Consider the following 16,972-nt stretch of genomic DNA (forward strand, 5'->3'; position numbering starts at 1 on the left):
GGCTTTCATGAACGCATTCAATGCCAATGGTTTTTCGCATCCCGGTCTGAACGCAAGGCAGCCCGGGGGCAACGACGGCAGCTCGGATGCCAGGCCCATGGCTGTCATCATTGGCAGTGGCTTTGGCGGCTTGGCCGCAGCCATTCGTTTGAGTGTCAAAGGCTATCAAGTCAAAGTGTTGGAAAAGCTAGATGCCCCGGGTGGCCGCGCTTATGTGCACCGTCAAGATGGCTTTACCTTTGATGCCGGTCCCACCATCATCACCGCACCGTTTTTGTTAGAAGAGCTTTGGACACTGTGCGGTAAAAAGTTTGCAGACGACGTGACGCTGGTGCCCATGGACCCGTTTTATAGAATTCGCTTTGACGATGGCACTTGGTTTGATTACAGCGCCGATGAAGCCAAAATGTTGGACGAAGTGGCACGCTTCTGCCCCGAAGATGTTCAAGGGTATTTGGATTTTGTGAAAGATGCAGAGCGCTGCAAAACACTTGGGTTTGAAGGTTTGGGCTCGATTGCCTTTGACACCTTGGGCGATCTGATCAAAGCCATTCCCTCCTTCCTCAAAATGGGCGCTTGGCGCAGCATTTACGCCTTGGTGGCCAAACACTTTAGCAATGACAAGCTTCGCACGGTCATGAGCTTCCACCCCTTGCTGATTGGTGGCAACCCTTTCTCGGTCACAGCGGCTTATGCCTTGATCAACTCCCTCGAAAGAACCTGGGGCGTTCACTCTGCCATGGGCGGAACCGGCGCCATTGTGAAAGCCATGGTGGGTTTGCTGGATTCACGCGGCATTCAATTGCGCCTGAATGCACCTGTCACACAAATTCGCATTGAAAACGGCAAAGCGTGTGGTGTTGAGTTGGCGTCGGGCGAGTTCATCGCCGCCGACATTGTGGTGAGCAATGCAGACACAGCATGGACATACAAGAACTTGGTGGCACCGCAACACCGCCGCCATTGGACCAACCGCAAAATTGAAAATGGCTGCTATTCCATGGGTTTGTTTGTTTGGTACTTTGGCACCTCCAAGCAATACCACGATGTACCACACCACATGATGGTGCTAGGTCCGCGCTACAAAGGCTTGCTCACAGACATTTTCAAGCGTCACCATCTGGCCAAAGATTTCAGCCTGTACTTGCACCGCCCCACCGCCACCGATCCGTCCTTGGCGCCAACAGGTTGTGACACTTTTTATGCGCTGTCGCCAGTTCCGCACTTGGACAGTGGCACCGATTGGGTCCAATACGCTGAAACCTACCGCGCCGCCATTGCGGAAGCCTTAGAAGCTTCCGTTCTGCCTGGATTGCGGGAATCCATCGTCACTTCCAAAATCACCACGCCGCAAGACTTTCACGATAACTTGTGGTCCTATAAAGGCGCTGGCTTTGGACTAGAGCCTTTGCTCTTGCAAAGTGCGTGGTTCCGTCCTCACAACCGAAGCGAAGACATTCCGGGTTTGTACATGGTGGGGGCTGGCACACATCCAGGAGCGGGCGTGCCTGGGGTGTTGATGTCGGCCAAGGCACTTGAAACGGTGGTACCCCATGTTTCAGTTTAATCCCATCCCCAACACGGCCAACCTCGAGGCCTGCGTCGCCATGATGAAGGGCGGCTCGAAAACTTTTTTTGCAGCCAGTCGATTATTGCCCCCTCGCATTCGAACAGCCTCCATTGCCTTGTACGCTTTTTGCCGAGTGGCCGATGATCTGGTGGATGAAGCCTTGCCCGGCCAAGCACCGCTTGACGTTCTGCGTGAACGCCTTGACGCCATCTATGCAGGCACGCCCAAAGACCATGTGGAAGATCATGCTTTGAGCATGGTGGTTCAACAATATGAGCTGCCCCGACATTTTTTAGATGCCTTGATTGAAGGCTTTGCGTGGGATGCCAAAGGCCGGCGTTATGACAGCATTGAAGAAGTGCACGACTATGCGGCCCGCGTAGCAGGCAGCGTTGGCGCCATGATGTGCTGGATCATGGGTCCGCAAAACACAGACACCCTTGAGCGCGCGTGTGAACTGGGTGTGGCCATGCAGCTGACCAACATTGCGCGAGATGTTGGCGCGGATGCCGCCATAGGCCGAATTTATTTGCCGAGACGTTGGCTGATTGAAGCCGGTGTGCAGCCTGAAGAATGGTTGCAAAACCCCATCTTGACCCCCGGCATCCAAATCGTTGTGGCCCGCCTGCTTGAAGAAGCAGATCGCCTGTACAAGCAAGCCCAACCCGGCATTGCCGCATTGCCCCCCGATTGCCGTTCAGCCATTCTGGCAGCCAGCATGATTTACAGAGAGATTGGCGTTCAACTTAAACGCGAAGGACTGGACTCGGTCAGCACACGCACCGTGGTCAGTACCACGCGCAAATTGGTGTTGCTGGCATCCGCTTGGACTCAAGCCGCTTGGATTCGAACGGCAGAAAACCAACCCAAACCTTTGCAGGCTATTCAATTTTTGGCGCTGCACAACCAAAACACACAAGCCAGTGCGCAATGGGCCGGGGCTTACTTTCCCAACCGTGCCATGCCGCAACGCGTGGCATGGGTTTTTGATTTACTCGAACGACGTGAAAACGAGCGCCTGCAAGGGCGTCAACGGCTTCATTCTTGATATTGCAAACCATCTAACAAGGAGAAGATGATGAAAATTCAAAGCGGACTGAACGTTGTCAGTGCTTTCTTTTGGACATTCTGGGCAACGCTGTCGTTGGCTGGCTTGATTCAGCACAGCGATACAGGGTATTTTTATGTGTTTGCGGCAGCGTTGGTAGCCTGCCTGGGCATGCACCGCGTCACAATGAAGGCCATCGAGAAATTCATGGCCATGCACGCCAACAAATCAGCATCACACTGATTTGAATGAAGGTACCTGATGCAAGTTGATGCATTGCACATTAACTTGCAGACTGGCCATTTTCGGCCAGCTTTGCGTGCGCAGGTTTACTTGCGTGGGCGATTGAACCAATTGGCCAACATGAACAGACAGAACACCACGTACATGATGATGAGAATGTGAGTTGTTTGCATCGTATCTTCCTTTGCCTGTTGCTGATGAATTGGAATCTTTAAGAATTTCTTAATAAGGGCTTCATGGCCACCAAGGTGAGTAGCAGCATCACAACTTCAATGCCATAAACAGCGGAGTAACCCGTCACAGAATTGGTCCATTGTGCCACGCCATCGCGCAGCAAGCCACCCAAGGCCATGCCAATGCCCGAAGCGGTCGCCTGAACGGCTCCCCATGCACCCATGGCCAAGCCCACTTGATCGGGGGGTGCCAAGTTCATGCTAGCGGTCAAGGTACCGTGCGCAAACAGGCCGCCCCCCAAGCCAATCAAGAACACACCCAAAACAAACAGTGGGACCGACATCAGAGGCGCTGCCAAAATAATGAATACAAAAGCAGGCAACCCTGTCCATGCGCCCCAGCTGGCCATTTGATACGGATCTGCACCTCGGGTAATGACCCGAGACGCCCAAGCGAAGCCGATCAATCCACCCAAAGCCAAGGTGAAGGTCAGGAGTGTGGTGGAAGACACGCTGAGTTTGAGTATTTCGCCACCATAGGGCTCCAGCAGCACATCTTCCATGGTGAAGGCCATTGAGCCTAAGCCCACAGCCAAGAGCCTTCTAACGGTGTGGGGGCCTTCACAAAATAATCGCCAAGAATCCTGGAACGATGCTTCAGGCGACGCGCCTGGCTGCCTTTGGCGACTGCGTGCTTCTTGCTTCCACACCGCCACCACATTCAAGACCAGCGTGATAACGGCCACCGCTTGAACCACTCGGATCAATGCGCCAGGGCTGTAATCGGCCAATAAATCGCCTAAGACCAACGCACTGCTCATCATGCCCATGAGTTGCATGACATACATCAGTCCCACCACTTTGGCCTGCTTCTCTTGCGGTGCCAAATCGGTGGCCAATGCAAGACCTGCCGTTTGGGTGGTGTGAATACCCACCCCGACCAAAATGAAGGCAACGGCTGCGCCAAACTGGCCCACCCATTGCGGCGCTTGGGCAGACTGTCCGGCACCCGACAAGACCAACAACGCAAAAGGCATGATGGAGAAGCCACCAAATTGCATGAGGGTGCCCATCCAAATGAAGGGCACGCGGCGCCAACCCAGATGCGAACGGTGGTGATCAGATTGGAAACCAATCAAAGCGCGAAAGGGTGCAATCAACAAGGGCAAAGCCACCATGAAAGACACCAAGCTTGTGGGGACGCTCATCTCGACAATCATGACGCGATTGAGCGTGCCCACCAGCATGACCATGGCCATGCCGACAGAAATTTGAAACAAGGACAGACGAAGCAAACGGGACAGTGGCAAATCTTCACTGGCAGCGTCTGCAAACGGCAAGAAACGAGGGCCCAACTGACTGGCCCAAGAAACAACCCACTGGGTTCTTGTACGGTTCATTTTGAAAATTCAAAAGAAAGTACCAAGCGCGGTAAAGCGCTTGGTCTTTCGTCGGGGAACACCCCGTTACTTTTTAACTGCCGGTTCAGCGGCAGGTGCTGCAACTGCAACAACCTTACCAGCTCCGCCATTCAAAAAGCCTTTCACCCAAGTGGTGTTCAGTGTCAGTGCCAGGTGCACGCTGAATGAGGCAATAGCCACAGCAGCGATGAACACTGGAATGCCAACTGAAGGTTTCACCACGGTCCACATTTTTGCGTAAATCATGGTGACTCCTTATTTAAGCCAGGGTGAATAGATATAGGCCAACAGATGGGCAAATGCGGCAACCATGCCGAAAATCTGTGTGCCTTGGATGAGATTACGGTGAATCTCTTCTGATTCGGCCTCGGTCAAACCGCTGGGCCCTACTTTGTCAGATGACATAGCATTCTCCTAGGAGGAAGACGTGCACAACCCGCACGAGGGTATTCAGGGTCGGGTGACCCAGAATTCGGAATATCACGCTGCATCTGCAACGTGATGGAATGACTGAAAAGCTTGTTCGACATTCAAGCTCTCCTTGGCATTCGAAATGGCAGCATCGCCTGCACCACAGGCGACAACAAACGGGGCACTGACAAGGTCTCGTGAAAGGCCAGCAGCTTTTCGCCGGCGTACGAGAAGTTCAGCAATGCGCGCTGATAAAAAGGGGTGTCTTCGAGTTGCTCATGAACCGAGACTGGCGTGTCGCTTCGCATGCGCCTTCCAATTTGCCAACCTGTCTTGCGCAGGGTTTGCACTGGCGCAGAAGGCATGGCTTCGACTTGGCCTTGCGGTGTAAACCGCAGCGAGAGCAGTTTGTCCTCTAGACCTGGCCAAGCCATGTCGTAGAACACCAAACTGCTGTTGTCTTTCATCTTGGCGCGCGACCAATTCCAAGTGTGAAAAGCCTCGGTGATGGGCTCGTCGCCTTCATTGGAATCGAGATAGGCCTGACCCTTCCATTGCAAGTTGGGTGAGGTTAATTTCACCTCCACACGTGCAGATGGCGCAAGGGGCCCCCAGCGATGTGCGCCTTGTTGATCAATCGGCACCGAGAAGTTGAACAATTGTTCTGGCCATACGCGAATTTCGCCCTGAATGCTTTGCAGCCAAGGCGTTGAGACTTCATCGATCTGAATGCGCAATGAATCACCATCCCACGTCACAGCACTGGGGCCAATGACAAATTCTTTGGCGTCACGTGAGCAGCTTTGTTTGCCGCGCTCCGTCATGGCCCAGCGGCTTGCACCTTTGCTGTAAATGGCCACATTCAAAGCACAATAATTTTCGGGATCGGCCTGCCCTGCGCGCCTGGCCCATGTGTAATAAGGCGAGAACACACTGCCCACAAATGCAATGAGTGTCATGCCGTGTTGTCCGTCGTCACTCATAGCGTCGATGTACCACCAGAGGTAGCCGTTTGCGGGAACCGATTGGTCAAACCGTGGCTGGCCATCAGGGCCTCGGCCGCCAATCGACCGGACATCGCTGCCATGGGCACGCCGGGTCCCGGATGCACACTGCCCCCGGCCAGAAACAGGCCTGGGAGGGGCGTTTTCGATCCAGGACGAGAGAACAGGCTGGTCCATCCATGCGTGGCCTGGCCATACAACGCGCCCCCCGATGCTGGAAAGCGCTGGTGAAATTCCGCTGGACTGGTCCGCACACAATTGAAAGGCGTGATTTCCAGTTTCAAGCCCAAACGCTCTAAATGTTGGAAGCTCTCTGTTTGACATTGTTCTAAGGCCTCCTCGTTCAACCCGTTCACATCGCCCACTGCAGGTGCATTGACCAAACACAGCAAACGCTGTGGCGCCTCTTGCGACACATGACCGGGTTGGTCTTGCGCACAAACATAAACCGTGGGCTGATGGGGCAAGCGTTGGCGCTTGAAGATGTCTTCAAACTCGCTTGAATAATCGTCATGGAAAAAGACGTTGTGGCGATCCAACGCAACACCTTGGGCTTTGGCATGAACCGACCAAGTCAAAGCCGACAGTGAACGCGGCGGCGCTTTAGAAGTCACAGCACTTCGCACTTCGTTGGACAGCAAGCCCTCACGCAAAGCAGATGCATCGCCATTGAAGATCACCGCATCGGCTGGAATTTCTTCTCCGCTGCTCAAGCGAACGCCAGAGACGCGGCCTTGTCTTTGCAAAATTTGGCTGCAAGCGGCGTTGTATCTAAACTGCGCGCCCCGCGCCTGTGACAAACGTGCCAAGGCTGCAGACAACGAGGTCATACCACCTTTGGCCGACCAGACGCCGGCCATCTCAACTTGGGCAATCAACAACAAGGTAGCGGGGGCTTCCCAAGGGGAAGAACCACAGTAAGTGGCATAACGCGCAAACAACTGGCGCAAGCGCTCATCTTTGAATTGCAAGCACATCTGCTGCCAAAGGGTTCGCATGGGCCCCAATTGCGCCAACTGTCCCAAGCCCTGCGGACCCAACCGGGTCATCAGCGACAACATGTTGGGTCGCGCGGAACGGATGACAGGCCCTTCCAGGTTGCTGTAAGTTGCTTGTGCAGTTTGACAAAATTTTCGAAACAGCAAAGCTTCAGAGGGGCTGGACCATTTTTCGATGTTGGCTTCACTCTCTTGCGCGTTGGCAGACAAATCAAGCTGACTGCCATCTGGCCAAAAATGCCTGGCCAACACCGACAAGGGTGTGAGCGAGAGTTCTTGTGACAGGCTGGTGCCCACCTCTTGAAACAATTCGTCAAAAACCCAGCGCATGGTGAAAACCGTTGGGCCACTGTCAATTTTGGCGCCTTGCACCTCGCGGGTATGAACCTTGCCACCCGGTACCGATGCGGCCTCCAGAACGGTCACGTCGTAGCCGTGGTGTGACAAGCGCAAAGCACTGGTCAAGCCGCCCATGCCAGCGCCCACAATGACCACCCTTTGTTTAGACATGGGCAGCCTCTTGCTCACTCGAGTTGGCAGCCAACTTGGTTTGCACAGCGTCCATGCCCAGGTCATCACCAAAATCTTTTCCCATCCACTGGCCACTCATGCCCAGCACCTGCATGTGAACAAACAAGGATTCAGAGAAGAAATCGTTTTTGTAGGCCGCTGTGATGGCCGTTTGATGCGAGCCCTGAAATGCGTAGTCACGCATGGCTTGTTGGTCTTGCCACAAACTGAAGGTGCATTGCCTCACAAGGGGGATTTCTCCCAAGCCCATCGATAACAAACAGCCTTTTGAATTTTGCAAATCTGCCTGTGCTGCTGGGGCATAGCGCCAAAAAGACATGGTCTTAGAAGGCACGATGCTGGCCCGCGTTAAGACGGCCAAAGGTCGGGGCTTGTTGCCGGACAGGACCGCGCCGAACTTGCGACTGACTTCATCGGTCAATGGCCATTTCGCTTGATCCCACGCGCCACGTGCTGAGGTTACGGCAAGCAGGCCACACCAACTTTCACGGGCTTTTTCGCGCATGGCACTGACGTGGGGGCCATGCAAAAATTTAAGCGCCGAATCGGTGTTTCTAAAACGGCAAACCAATCCTTGATGTGAAGGACTGGGCCGAATGCTAAAGCCACCGGCATGACCACTGCCCATCACTTTGGCAAACAACAAGCCTGGCACCTGCTTCAACGCTGAGGGGCCGGCCACCAGCCGCATCCATCCCCAGCTGCGGTGCTGACGCACGTAGTCCACCAGCACGATCACAACCACGCCTGAGACGTCAGTGTTGACAAATTCAAGCGTGTTCATGAATGTGCTTATTTGGTTGCAACCGTGGTGGCAGTCACCTCGGATTGACCACCCAGCTCTGGGAAGTCTTTGGCCATCTTGGCGCCATTCAAAGGTTTGTAAGCACCTTGGTGGCACGTGGCGCAATTGACCTTGGCCACATCGCCCAGTTCACCCTTGCGGTGCGCAGGGAAGGTGTCTGTCAAGGGCTCCATGTAGTCCTTGTTCAAATCACGGGCCATTCGAATGCCATACCAAGCCGTTGCACGTTGTGGCGGATTGCCTTTCCAACTCACAAACGACTGGGTGTTGTGACAGTACGTGCAATTCACACCCAAAGAGGTGGACATGTGCGTCATCAAACCGTAGGTCCACTCAGCTTGTTTGATCGATTGATTGTTACCCGCTGGCAATGCGGTTGTGGCACCCACGCGAATGTTTTGCGCACCCAACAAGAACGGCGTGAAAGGGTCATTGGGCAGTGAGCTCAAGTTGACCACTTTGGAAGGTTCGTTCTGCCCTGCCTTGTCGCCCATGAAGTTAGAGCCATAAGGTTGGTGATTGGCCTTGAACCAAATTTCTTTAGGCACAGGCTGACCACGGTGACAGGTATAGCAAGTCACGCCTGTAGCACTCACATGCGGCTGCCACTCTTTGTTGATGTGGCGTGTCATTTCCACCATGCGCCTTGCCACCACCTTGGTGTACTTGCTGTCTTCTGCAAAATTGGCAGGGTTGTGACAGTACAAGCAACCTTGTTCTGGCGGCGCCACCCACGAAGACATGGACACCATCAAACGTGTGAATTGACCCACACTCAAATCGCCCAAGACCTTGACGTTTTTGTAAACCGATGATGCTTTGGGGCCGGATGGATCGCCTGCAGGCAAAGCAAAAGGTGCCGCATGCTTTTCAGCGTTTTCTTCAAGGGTGGTGGGGTTGTAAATTTGCACCATGCCTGTACCGCGATAACCTCGCTGTACAGACTCCATCGGCGGTCTTTCACAAGCCGACAGTAGCAAGGCCACCACGAGCAACAGCAGCCCCTGAAAGCCTTTGCGAAATGCATGCATTCCCGATGTCATTGAATGGTTCATGGCTTAACTCCTGTGGCCAAAGAAGGATCCATCACCATGGGGAACACTTCAGGGTATGGGGGTGCGACGCCATGCTTGATAGCCCAGAGGTACCAGTTGTCCACCACAGTACCTGTCAGCAAAATGCCAATACCGCCTGTGATAGGACACAACACCGCAAACCACCAAGCCCAGCGGTGAATGGATTCCATCGTGGCATTAAAGCCCATGGTCCAACGCCAGAACAAGGCAGCACGCTCAGAGGCTGTCCCGCGATCGGTGATTTGTTCAATCTCGCGTTCGCCGCCAAACCGAGTGACCGCCAGAATGGTGGCACCGTGCATGGCGAACAGCAAAGCTGAGCCATACAAGAAGACAATCGACAAGGCGTGGAACGGGTTGTAGAAAAGATTGCCGTAACGCAAAGAAAATGCGGCCGTCCAATCCAGGTGCGGGAAGATACCGTAAGGCACAGCCTCACCCCATGAACCCATCAAGATGGGACGGAACAAGCCCAATACCAAGTACAACCAGATGGCTGCAGCAAAGGCCCAGGCCACGTGTGTGCCCATGCCCAACTCGCGAGCACGGCGATAGGTACGCGCCCACCAGAGGAACAATGATGCAGTTAAGAAGACGCCAGTGATAAGCCACCAACCGCCTTGATTGAGCGGCGGCATTTGCAAGCCATAACTTGGCGGTGGCGGCTCTAGCGCCAACCAAAACAGCTGACGGATGAATTGAATGGGATCGTAGTTGACGGAGGCCAACATGTTGAAGCCAATGGTGACAAAGGCAATCAAGCCACACACCAGTGAAGCAAGGCCCAGGCCGCCCAAGTAAATGGGGCCCAGTTGGGCATTGCCAATTTTGCCAATCCAGTAATTGAGGACAGGCTCTCCCAAACGCGGGCTATTGCCCTGACCTAACTCAACGCCATGATGAATAGGGCCAACGGCTTGAACGGTGGTGAACAGGTTTTGATATTGCGGCATCTTTTCGCTCCTGTTTATTTGGTCACCGGCCACTGCGACCAGATAGGAAGGTTCAACCACCAGCTCCACCATTCAGGCCAGCCTTTGCTCCAGAAGGGGCCGCTCAGCACAATGCACAAGGCACTGAAAAGAACGGCGGCCAGTGCCAAGAACAGACCCAAACGGTGAATGCCCAAGGTACCAATGGAGTAGCCAATGATGTCGCGGAAGAAAGTGTCCTCATGCTCTGGCGTGCGAACGGTCTCGCCTGGCGCAGGGTTGGTAGAAGACAAAATCAGACCACCGTGCAATGACAAAGCAAACACGCTGGCAAAAAAGAAACTCACCGCAATCATGTGTGCGGGGTTGTAGTGAAAGTGCAAATATTGGTAGCCCACGTTGGACACCCAGTCCAAGTGGCTGTAAATGCCGTAAGGGAAACCATGTCCCCATGCGCCCATCAACACAGGGCGTATGACCACCAAGGTGACATAACCAAAAATAGCCACACCAAAAGCAAATGGCACGTGGTACCCCATGCCCAGCTTTCTGCAAATTTCAACCTCGCGCAGCATCCACGAGACAAACGCCCCGATGGCACAGACTGTGATGAGCTGCCACAAGCCGCCCTCCAGCAAAGGTGCGAAACCCAGACCGTACGAGATGTCCGGTGGTGCAATGCTGATTTGCCACAGATTCCAAGTGGGGCCTTGCGAGGCACCCCACAAAATCATGGCAGTTCCTAGGAATGCAAAAAAGATGGTGGTGATTCCAAAGAATCCCACATAGAAAGGACCGACCCAAAAGTCAAATAAATCCCCGCCCACCAAGGTACCCCCTCGGACGCGATATTTTTTTTCAAAGTTCAGCATGGCCATGGTTCGGTCTCCAGCTTTTAAAAAACTCACTCAGGTGCTATTTGCGCAGGACGTACACAAACAGCACCCGTACTTCTTTAATCCGATCAGGACTTTGCAGCAGGAACCGCAGCAGGCATTGGCGCGTTTTGCGCCGCTGTTGCAACAGGTTTCTTTGCACCGTCTAACCAGTTAAATTTGTTGGTGCTGAGCAAAATGAGGTGAATCATTGCTGCCAGACCAAACAAGAAAATCCCTTGAACCACCATGGCTCGCAGGGGATCGAAAAGTCGCCAAATTCGCCACATGATGTATCTCCTAAATGATGTGGGACATGAAGGTATAAACCGCAGATTTCACACCTTGGCTCATGCTCTTTGCATCTTCAGCACCGGGCAAATAATTTCGCCAATGGATACCAAAAAGGTTGCCCAAAAGAACCAACACGAACAAAACCGCAAAGCCCACCATGAAGATGGTCCAATACGCTTTTGACTCAGTGTCAGATGACTGCACAGAGTTGAGTGACGATGTGTCTTGCATGAAGTTTCCCCTTCAAACGGATGAAAAAATATCTAACTTAGAACCAGGGTCGCCACGCCCAAACCAAGATGTGTGCCAATACAGCCACAGCCGTAAAGCCCACTGCACCTTGCATCCAGTAGTGGTGAAACTCCTGAGCTTCTTCGTCGGACAGTCCTGAAATGGATGCCTTATTCGACATATTTGCTCCCTTCAATACGGCCTTGCGGCCAAAGTGCGCACAGCCCGCGCAGATAGGCAGCCGCAACCCGAAGGCCACGACATCTCGGTTGACGCGCCACTCAAAGCGGCGGTGTCAAATGTTTTCAAATCAACTTTCAAGCTGTGCGTCACGCAGTCACTCCCATGCCCAGGGCGTGTCCTGCTGCTTCAACATGCTCACGTGTGACGGTTTCGCCACCCGTGATGCGAGAAATTTGTTCTGCTTGATCCCGCAAGCGTTTGGCTGCGGAAATTTGTACCAACACGGGTTGGTGCTGGATCAGATCTCGCAACAGGTTTTGGGCGTCGTCTTGCCAAGTGGCATTGGGCGTGACCAAACCACGCGCCTGCGTGGCTTCGACCTTGTCCATGTCCGTGCCCAGCGGCAGGATGTGAAACAGTGCATCAAACAAGGCGTTGCAAACCTCTTGAATGAGGTAGGTTGCACCGCTGTAGCCCATGAATGGCGTCCCTGTGTGGCGACGAATGATGGCGCCAGGAAAGGACGCAGGAATGTACGAGGGCTTCATGGGGCCTTGGCCTGCCATTTCGCTCATGTACATGCGCTCGTTGTAGCTGCCAAACAAAATGAGGGGCGTTTGGGTATGCACCAACTCACGCACTTTGGCGTTGTCTGTTTTGTTACCCGCAGTGCGTGACACACTGAAGCGACAAGGCAAGCCCATCTCACCTTCTAGGAAGTTCTTCAGCCCTCTTGTGTAGGTCTCACCCGCGACCACGGCAAAGCTGGCTGTGCTGAAAAAGTCCTGCGTCACCGAACGCCATAGATCCCAAAGCGGTTTCAGGGTGGTATGGCGTTCTCGTTCGATGAAAGGCTCGGGATCGATCTCGAGCATCTGCCCAAGCTTGCGCAGGAAACGCGTGGTGGTGTGCAAGCCAATGGGCGCCTGCAAATAGGGGCGCTCTAAAGCTTCACACAGCATGCGACCGAACTCGCGGTACATGCAAACATTCACATCCGCATCGGCCAGTTTGGGCACATCGGCCAAATGACTGCCGAGTGGGAACACCATGTTGACTTCAGCGCCAATGCCTTCAATCAAACGGCGAATTTCTGCCAAGTCGCTGGCACTGTTGAAGGTACCGTAGGCGGGGCCAATGATGTTGACCCGAGGTTTTTCGCCTGCTGGACGCTCACTGAATGGTTTGCGCGCAGGTATTTTGCGCAGGCCATATTCGCTCCACAACCAATACATGGCGCGGTTGGCGCATTGCCATTGGTCTTCATCGATAGTGCGCGGCAAGAAGCGTTGAATGTTGGTGCCTTCTGGCGTGACGCCGCCACCGATCATCTCAGCGATGGAGCCTGTGACCACCACGGCAGGCAAGTCGGGATCCAATGTTGCATGAGCACGCTTCATGGAACCTTCAGTGCCTTCGCGACCCAACTGCTCTTCTGCCAAGCCAGTCACCACAATGGGCAACTCGTGCGGTGGCAAGCCATCGGTGTAATGCAACACAGAGGTGACTGGCAAGTTTTCGCAGCCCACAGGGCCGTCGATCACAACTTGCAAACCTTTGATGGCGGTGAACACATACACCGCGCCCCAATAACCGCCTGCGCGGTCATGGTCCAAAATGAGAGGCGACTTGACGGTGCTCATGTTCCCATCGCCTCCGATTTGCGTTTTTGAATCTGCTTCTCAAGCAAGCGGCGAGTTTCTTTTTTGAACTCCGGCCGGTCGACGGGCACAGACTCCCAAACGCCTGCATTCGGGCCTAAGCCCACTTCCCCGAAGAAGGCTTTCATTTCATCAAAACGATGCTGATTGCCAATGGCCGACTGCACCACTTGCACCAAAGAACCCGCACCTGCCACACCCATCAAAGGACGAGCAGAAATCAGGTTGGTGAAGTACAAAGATGGAATACTGAGTTCTTTGGCCGCTTGAACCAAGGGCGTGGTGCCAATGGCCAAGTCGGGACGGAACTCGTGAACGGCCGCCATGTCTTGCTCAAGCGATGCGCGCATCTGCACTTGCACGCCGTGTGCTGCCAGCCATTGCCTGTCGTGTTCATTCCAAGGTGTGGCGGGGCAAGCTGAACCGACGTAGCGAAGGTCAGCACCGCATTCCACCAACAAGCGTGCCACCAACAACTCAGAGCCTTCATAGCCACTGAGCGTGATGCGACCTTTAATGGGCTTTTGCGACAACAAACCGCGCATGGCGCCCAGTTGTTGATTGCGTGCCGCATCAATTTGATCTTGGGCAATGCCTGCCGAAATACCAATGTTTTGCAGCCAGTCTTGTGTGCCTTCTAAACCAACGGGTGCAGAACCAACAACAGGACGACCTGCTGCTTGAAACTCACGCACACTGGCCGTGTAAAACGGATGGATGGCTGCAGCCACCGAGCAGTCAAGCGCCGCATAAAGTTCACGCCATTCACGCGTTGGCACCACAGGTCCTGCTGCCAAACCCATGGGCGCCAGCATTTGACCAATGATGACGGGATCTGCCGGGAACATCTCACCCAGCAAGGCAACTGTAGGCACTGCAGAGCGTCCACCTTTAGGCGACGCAACAGGGCCATTCATGACCTCTTCACGGGCGTACTTCAGCATGGCGCCGGCTAACACATCTTTGGCCTCTGCGTGCGTAGGAACACCAAAGCCTGGCACATCGATGCCAATGATGCGAACGCCATTGATCTCTTTGGGCAACAACTGAAGTGGTACACCACTGGCAGTGGGAACGCACAAGTTGATGATGACAACGGTGTCAACTTTGTTGGGATCGGCTTCCGCGTGAACTGCTTCGCGAATGTCTTCAAACAATTTACCAGTGACCAACGTTTCAGAGTTGAAAGGCACATAGCCCACACTGCGTCTGGCACCGTAAAAGTGCGATGTGAAGGTGAGTCCGTACACACAACAGGCAGAGCCCGACAAAATGGTGGCGGTGCGCTTCATGCGAAGACCAACACGCAACGAACCAAACGCTGGGCACATGCTTTGCGGTTGGTCGTGCGGGCCCGCATCGGCTTTGCGGGGATAGTCTTTGGCGTATTGGTCCAGCACCTCTGACTTGCCGGCACTGCGCGCAGCTTCCAGCATTTGGTCTGCACCCGCATGACAGCCTAAGCCGTCTGCAGGCGCCTGCGCTGCTTGCGCAGGCACAGCTTGGATAGGAATGGTGCGTGCCATGGTGCTTAGGCCTGGTCGTAAATAACTTCGAGGCTGGGCTTGATGACTTCGTTTTTGCCCACCATGTCAAACATGGTGGCTGGCTCCAACACCACATTGCGGCCCACGGTGTCTGCGCTGAACAAACCTAACAACTCATCTTGCGTTTGTGGCTTGGGACGCATCGGTGGCGCTTCGGCCACGTTCTTGGCCAAGTCGGCAAACAGGGAGCCCCACTCACTGTCGGGCTTGCCAATGATTTCGTAGCTGGCACTCTTACGGCGAATGTCTTCGTTGGCAGGAATAGCAGCCAACACTGGAATGCCGGCATTGGCAGCAAAAGCTTGCGCTTCGCCTGTGCCGTCGTCTTTGTTGATGACCATGCCGGCCACACCCACGTTGCCACCCAGTTTGCGGAAGTACTCCACCGCTGAGCAAACGTTGTTGGCCACATACAAGGACTGCAAATCATTGCTGCCCACCACAATCACTTTTTGGCACATGTCGCGGGCAATGGGCAAACCAAAGCCGCCGCACACCACGTCGCCCAAAAAGTCGAGCAACACATAGTCAAAGCCCCAATCGTGGAAGCCTAATTTTTCAAGCGTTTCAAAACCGTGGATGATGCCGCGGCCACCGCAGCCACGACCCACTTCGGGGCCGCCCAGTTCCATGGCAAACACACCATCGCGCTTGAAGCACACATCGCTGATGCTGACGGCTTGACCGGCCAGTTTCAAACGTGAAGAGGTTTCAATGATGGTGGGGCAAGCCTTGCCACCAAACAACAAGCTGGTGGTATCACTCTTTGGATCACAACCAATCAGCAAAACTTTTTTGCCTTGCTGCGCCATCATGTAACTGAGGTTGGCCAGTGTGAAGCTCTTGCCAATGCCGCCCTTGCCGTAGATGGCAATGATCTGCGTTTCCTTGGTCACCTCTTTCGTGCTGATGGGCTCTAGAGGCTCTGCGGCCTCACTGCGAAGTCGATCAACAAATTGAACGGTGTGCTCGGTGGTAGTTTGTGTGTTCATGCGTGTGCGCTCCAATCAAGGACCATCTTGAGACAAGAAACATCACCGAACGCGGTCTCATACGCAACGGTGGCAGAGTTGGAGGTTTGGACGTGAGTGACCAAACCTTTGAGTGACAGTTGTCCGTTGTTCACCAATTCATTGACAGCCAATAAATCGGGACGCTTCCATTCGGCAGCAACGCGAATTCGTGCTTCACGCATGAACGCGGGTGCGTAGGCAAATTGCAAGTTGTCTTTGTAAAAACCTGCCAACACCACTTCACCACCGGGACGAATTCTTTGAATGAGTTTGTCGAGCAATGACGAATCACCACTGACGTCATAAATGGCCTGATACCCTTTGTGATCATCGTCTTGAGGGTTAACGACCTTGTAGCCTTCAGCACCTTTTGCACGCTCGGCATTGGTTTCCCAAACGGTAGGCGGTGGGAAGCCAGCAGCCACTGTGAGGCGCGCCAGCAAACGGCCCATGACGCCGTGACCAATGATCAAATCGGGCGGGTTGTACGGCTCTTGCTGACCGCCACCCGATACAGCGTGATAAGCCGTAGCGGCCAATGCAAACAGCACAGCATCGCTGCCAAGGTCGTTGGCCACAGGCAGTATTTTTTGATCTGAAACCACCAAGCGCGATGCAGCACCGCCAAACAAGCTTCGAACACCTGTGAAGCAGTTGGCGCCGGGGACAAACACGGTTTGGCCTTCTTTGAGCTTGGCGCCTTGAGGGGCACGCACCACTTGACCCACAGTTTCGTAGCCCGGCACAAGGGGGTAACCCATGCCGGGAAATGGCGGCATGCTGCCATCCCACAACATGCGCTCTGTGCCCGTGCTGATGCCACTGTATTGCACAGCCACTTCGACTTGGCCTTCTTGCAAAGAAGGCAAATCCAATGCCTGAAGCGACAATTGCTTGGGGTTGTCAAATACGACTGCGGTGGCTTTCATAACTGTATTCTTTGCGTTACATCAATT

At 54.1% G+C, this 16,972-nt stretch carries 20 protein-coding genes; 3 read left to right on the forward strand and 17 right to left on the reverse strand.

The genetic code is table 11. The annotated features are described in order from the left end of the window. Positions 1 to 7 precede the first annotated feature (7 nt). Genes B9Z46_RS04730 through B9Z46_RS04740 form a run of 3 tightly spaced genes read left to right on the forward strand, consistent with a single transcriptional unit; the run spans position 8 to position 2,861 of the window. On the forward strand, positions 8 to 1,567 hold the full coding sequence (locus B9Z46_RS04730) for a phytoene desaturase (protein ID WP_199220541.1): 1,560 nt from the start codon (positions 8 to 10) through the stop codon (positions 1,565 to 1,567). After that, entirely contained in the window at positions 1,554 to 2,618 is a 1,065-nt protein-coding gene (locus B9Z46_RS04735; RefSeq protein ID WP_108254716.1) for a phytoene/squalene synthase family protein, read from the forward strand. The genes B9Z46_RS04730 and B9Z46_RS04735 overlap by 14 nt, the downstream gene beginning before the upstream one ends. Positions 2,619 to 2,648: 30 nt before the next feature. Further along, entirely contained in the window at positions 2,649 to 2,861 is a 213-nt protein-coding gene (locus B9Z46_RS04740) for a hypothetical protein (RefSeq protein ID WP_156339858.1), read from the forward strand. A 211-nt stretch (positions 2,862 to 3,072) separates the two neighbouring features. Here the strand turns inward: B9Z46_RS04740 and B9Z46_RS04745 are convergent, their stop codons facing one another. The 17 genes from B9Z46_RS04745 to bchC all read right to left on the reverse strand — a co-directional run bounded on the left by B9Z46_RS04745 (position 3,073) and on the right by bchC (position 16,945). Beyond that, positions 3,073 to 4,434 carry a PucC family protein gene (locus B9Z46_RS04745; protein WP_108254717.1) on the reverse strand — a complete coding sequence of 454 codons (1,362 nt, stop codon included), beginning with the start codon at positions 4,432 to 4,434 and terminating at the stop codon, positions 3,073 to 3,075. A gap of 66 nt (positions 4,435 to 4,500) precedes the next feature. Continuing rightward, complete coding sequence (locus B9Z46_RS04750) at positions 4,501 to 4,701, reverse strand: light-harvesting protein (protein ID WP_055360016.1); 201 nt, start codon at positions 4,699 to 4,701, stop codon at positions 4,501 to 4,503. Positions 4,702 to 4,710: 9 nt separating this feature from the next. After that, complete coding sequence (pufB, locus tag B9Z46_RS04755) at positions 4,711 to 4,860, reverse strand: light-harvesting antenna LH1, beta subunit (protein WP_055360015.1); 150 nt, start codon at positions 4,858 to 4,860, stop codon at positions 4,711 to 4,713. Between the two features lie 125 nt (positions 4,861 to 4,985). Continuing rightward, positions 4,986 to 5,849: a carotenoid 1,2-hydratase gene (locus B9Z46_RS04760; RefSeq protein ID WP_108254718.1), complete on the reverse strand. Its 864-nt coding sequence runs from the start codon at positions 5,847 to 5,849 to the stop codon at positions 4,986 to 4,988. Further along, the gene (gene crtD, locus B9Z46_RS04765) at positions 5,846 to 7,378 is read right to left on the reverse strand and encodes a 1-hydroxycarotenoid 3,4-desaturase CrtD (protein ID WP_108254719.1); all 1,533 of its coding nucleotides are present in this window, start codon (positions 7,376 to 7,378) and stop codon (positions 5,846 to 5,848) included. Before crtD ends, B9Z46_RS04760 begins: the two co-directional genes overlap by 4 nt. Next, complete coding sequence (locus tag B9Z46_RS04770; protein WP_055360012.1) at positions 7,371 to 8,183, reverse strand: hypothetical protein; 813 nt, start codon at positions 8,181 to 8,183, stop codon at positions 7,371 to 7,373. The genes crtD and B9Z46_RS04770 overlap by 8 nt, the downstream gene beginning before the upstream one ends. 8 nt (positions 8,184 to 8,191) lie before the next feature. Further along, complete coding sequence (pufC, locus tag B9Z46_RS04775; RefSeq protein ID WP_233245911.1) at positions 8,192 to 9,259, reverse strand: photosynthetic reaction center cytochrome PufC; 1,068 nt, start codon at positions 9,257 to 9,259, stop codon at positions 8,192 to 8,194. Next, on the reverse strand, positions 9,256 to 10,233 hold the full coding sequence (gene pufM / locus B9Z46_RS04780) for a photosynthetic reaction center subunit M (RefSeq protein ID WP_108254881.1): 978 nt from the start codon (positions 10,231 to 10,233) through the stop codon (positions 9,256 to 9,258). The genes pufC and pufM overlap by 4 nt, the downstream gene beginning before the upstream one ends. Positions 10,234 to 10,247: 14 nt before the next feature. Next, positions 10,248 to 11,090, reverse strand: a complete 843-nt coding sequence (gene pufL, locus B9Z46_RS04785; RefSeq protein WP_055360010.1) for a photosynthetic reaction center subunit L — start codon at positions 11,088 to 11,090, stop codon at positions 10,248 to 10,250. An 86-nt stretch (positions 11,091 to 11,176) separates the two neighbouring features. Then, positions 11,177 to 11,377, reverse strand: a complete 201-nt coding sequence (gene pufA, locus B9Z46_RS04790; RefSeq protein WP_055360009.1) for a light-harvesting antenna LH1, alpha subunit — start codon at positions 11,375 to 11,377, stop codon at positions 11,177 to 11,179. A gap of 10 nt (positions 11,378 to 11,387) precedes the next feature. After that, positions 11,388 to 11,612: a hypothetical protein gene (locus B9Z46_RS04795; protein ID WP_055360008.1), complete on the reverse strand. Its 225-nt coding sequence runs from the start codon at positions 11,610 to 11,612 to the stop codon at positions 11,388 to 11,390. Positions 11,613 to 11,649: 37 nt separating this feature from the next. Further along, on the reverse strand, positions 11,650 to 11,793 hold the full coding sequence (gene pufB, locus B9Z46_RS04800) for a light-harvesting antenna LH1, beta subunit (protein ID WP_055360007.1): 144 nt from the start codon (positions 11,791 to 11,793) through the stop codon (positions 11,650 to 11,652). 11 nt (positions 11,794 to 11,804) lie between these two features. Further along, the gene (locus B9Z46_RS15095; protein WP_156339856.1) at positions 11,805 to 11,945 is read right to left on the reverse strand and encodes a hypothetical protein; all 141 of its coding nucleotides are present in this window, start codon (positions 11,943 to 11,945) and stop codon (positions 11,805 to 11,807) included. Further along, positions 11,942 to 13,438: a chlorophyllide a reductase subunit Z gene (gene bchZ / locus B9Z46_RS04805; RefSeq protein WP_055360006.1), complete on the reverse strand. Its 1,497-nt coding sequence runs from the start codon at positions 13,436 to 13,438 to the stop codon at positions 11,942 to 11,944. The genes B9Z46_RS15095 and bchZ overlap by 4 nt, the downstream gene beginning before the upstream one ends. Then, positions 13,435 to 14,982, reverse strand: coding sequence for a chlorophyllide a reductase subunit Y (bchY, locus tag B9Z46_RS04810; RefSeq protein WP_090129118.1), 1,548 nt, complete (start codon positions 14,980 to 14,982; stop codon positions 13,435 to 13,437). Before bchY ends, bchZ begins: the two co-directional genes overlap by 4 nt. Before the next feature lie 5 nt (positions 14,983 to 14,987). Next, positions 14,988 to 15,995 carry a chlorophyllide a reductase iron protein subunit X gene (locus B9Z46_RS04815; RefSeq protein WP_055360004.1) on the reverse strand — a complete coding sequence of 336 codons (1,008 nt, stop codon included), beginning with the start codon at positions 15,993 to 15,995 and terminating at the stop codon, positions 14,988 to 14,990. Then, positions 15,992 to 16,945 (reverse strand): chlorophyll synthesis pathway protein BchC, encoded by a 954-nt coding sequence (bchC, locus tag B9Z46_RS04820; protein ID WP_055360003.1) that lies wholly within the window; start codon positions 16,943 to 16,945, stop codon positions 15,992 to 15,994. The genes B9Z46_RS04815 and bchC overlap by 4 nt, the downstream gene beginning before the upstream one ends. Positions 16,946 to 16,972: the final 27 nt, after the last annotated feature.

Origin of the sequence: Limnohabitans sp. Hippo4, assembly GCF_003063605.1 — a bacterium.
Lineage (GTDB): Bacteria > Pseudomonadota > Gammaproteobacteria > Burkholderiales > Burkholderiaceae_C > Limnohabitans_A.

Excerpts from the sequence above, each read along its gene's own strand:
- B9Z46_RS04795 (WP_055360008.1), bottom strand. The coding sequence starts at position 11,612 with ATGCAAGACACATCGTCACTCAACTCTGTGCAGTCATCTGACACTGAG.
- pufB (WP_055360007.1), bottom strand. The coding sequence starts at position 11,793 with ATGTCGAATAAGGCATCCATTTCAGGACTGTCCGACGAAGAAGCTCAG.
- pufM (WP_108254881.1), bottom strand. The coding sequence starts at position 10,233 with ATGCCGCAATATCAAAACCTGTTCACCACCGTTCAAGCCGTTGGCCCT.
- B9Z46_RS04735 (WP_108254716.1), top strand. The coding sequence starts at position 1,554 with ATGTTTCAGTTTAATCCCATCCCCAACACGGCCAACCTCGAGGCCTGC.
- bchZ (WP_055360006.1), bottom strand. The coding sequence starts at position 13,438 with ATGAGCACCGTCAAGTCGCCTCTCATTTTGGACCATGACCGCGCAGGC.
- B9Z46_RS04730 (WP_199220541.1), top strand. The coding sequence starts at position 8 with ATGAACGCATTCAATGCCAATGGTTTTTCGCATCCCGGTCTGAACGCA.
- B9Z46_RS04740 (WP_156339858.1), top strand. The coding sequence starts at position 2,649 with ATGAAAATTCAAAGCGGACTGAACGTTGTCAGTGCTTTCTTTTGGACA.
- B9Z46_RS04770 (WP_055360012.1), bottom strand. The coding sequence starts at position 8,183 with ATGAACACGCTTGAATTTGTCAACACTGACGTCTCAGGCGTGGTTGTG.
- B9Z46_RS04760 (WP_108254718.1), bottom strand. The coding sequence starts at position 5,849 with ATGAGTGACGACGGACAACACGGCATGACACTCATTGCATTTGTGGGC.
- bchC (WP_055360003.1), bottom strand. The coding sequence starts at position 16,945 with ATGAAAGCCACCGCAGTCGTATTTGACAACCCCAAGCAATTGTCGCTT.
- B9Z46_RS04815 (WP_055360004.1), bottom strand. The coding sequence starts at position 15,995 with ATGAACACACAAACTACCACCGAGCACACCGTTCAATTTGTTGATCGA.
- pufA (WP_055360009.1), bottom strand. The coding sequence starts at position 11,377 with ATGTGGCGAATTTGGCGACTTTTCGATCCCCTGCGAGCCATGGTGGTT.
- B9Z46_RS04750 (WP_055360016.1), bottom strand. The coding sequence starts at position 4,701 with ATGATTTACGCAAAAATGTGGACCGTGGTGAAACCTTCAGTTGGCATT.
- pufB (WP_055360015.1), bottom strand. The coding sequence starts at position 4,860 with ATGTCATCTGACAAAGTAGGGCCCAGCGGTTTGACCGAGGCCGAATCA.
- pufL (WP_055360010.1), bottom strand. The coding sequence starts at position 11,090 with ATGGCCATGCTGAACTTTGAAAAAAAATATCGCGTCCGAGGGGGTACC.
- pufC (WP_233245911.1), bottom strand. The coding sequence starts at position 9,259 with ATGAACCATTCAATGACATCGGGAATGCATGCATTTCGCAAAGGCTTT.
- bchY (WP_090129118.1), bottom strand. The coding sequence starts at position 14,982 with ATGGCACGCACCATTCCTATCCAAGCTGTGCCTGCGCAAGCAGCGCAG.
- crtD (WP_108254719.1), bottom strand. The coding sequence starts at position 7,378 with ATGTCTAAACAAAGGGTGGTCATTGTGGGCGCTGGCATGGGCGGCTTG.
- B9Z46_RS04745 (WP_108254717.1), bottom strand. The coding sequence starts at position 4,434 with ATGAACCGTACAAGAACCCAGTGGGTTGTTTCTTGGGCCAGTCAGTTG.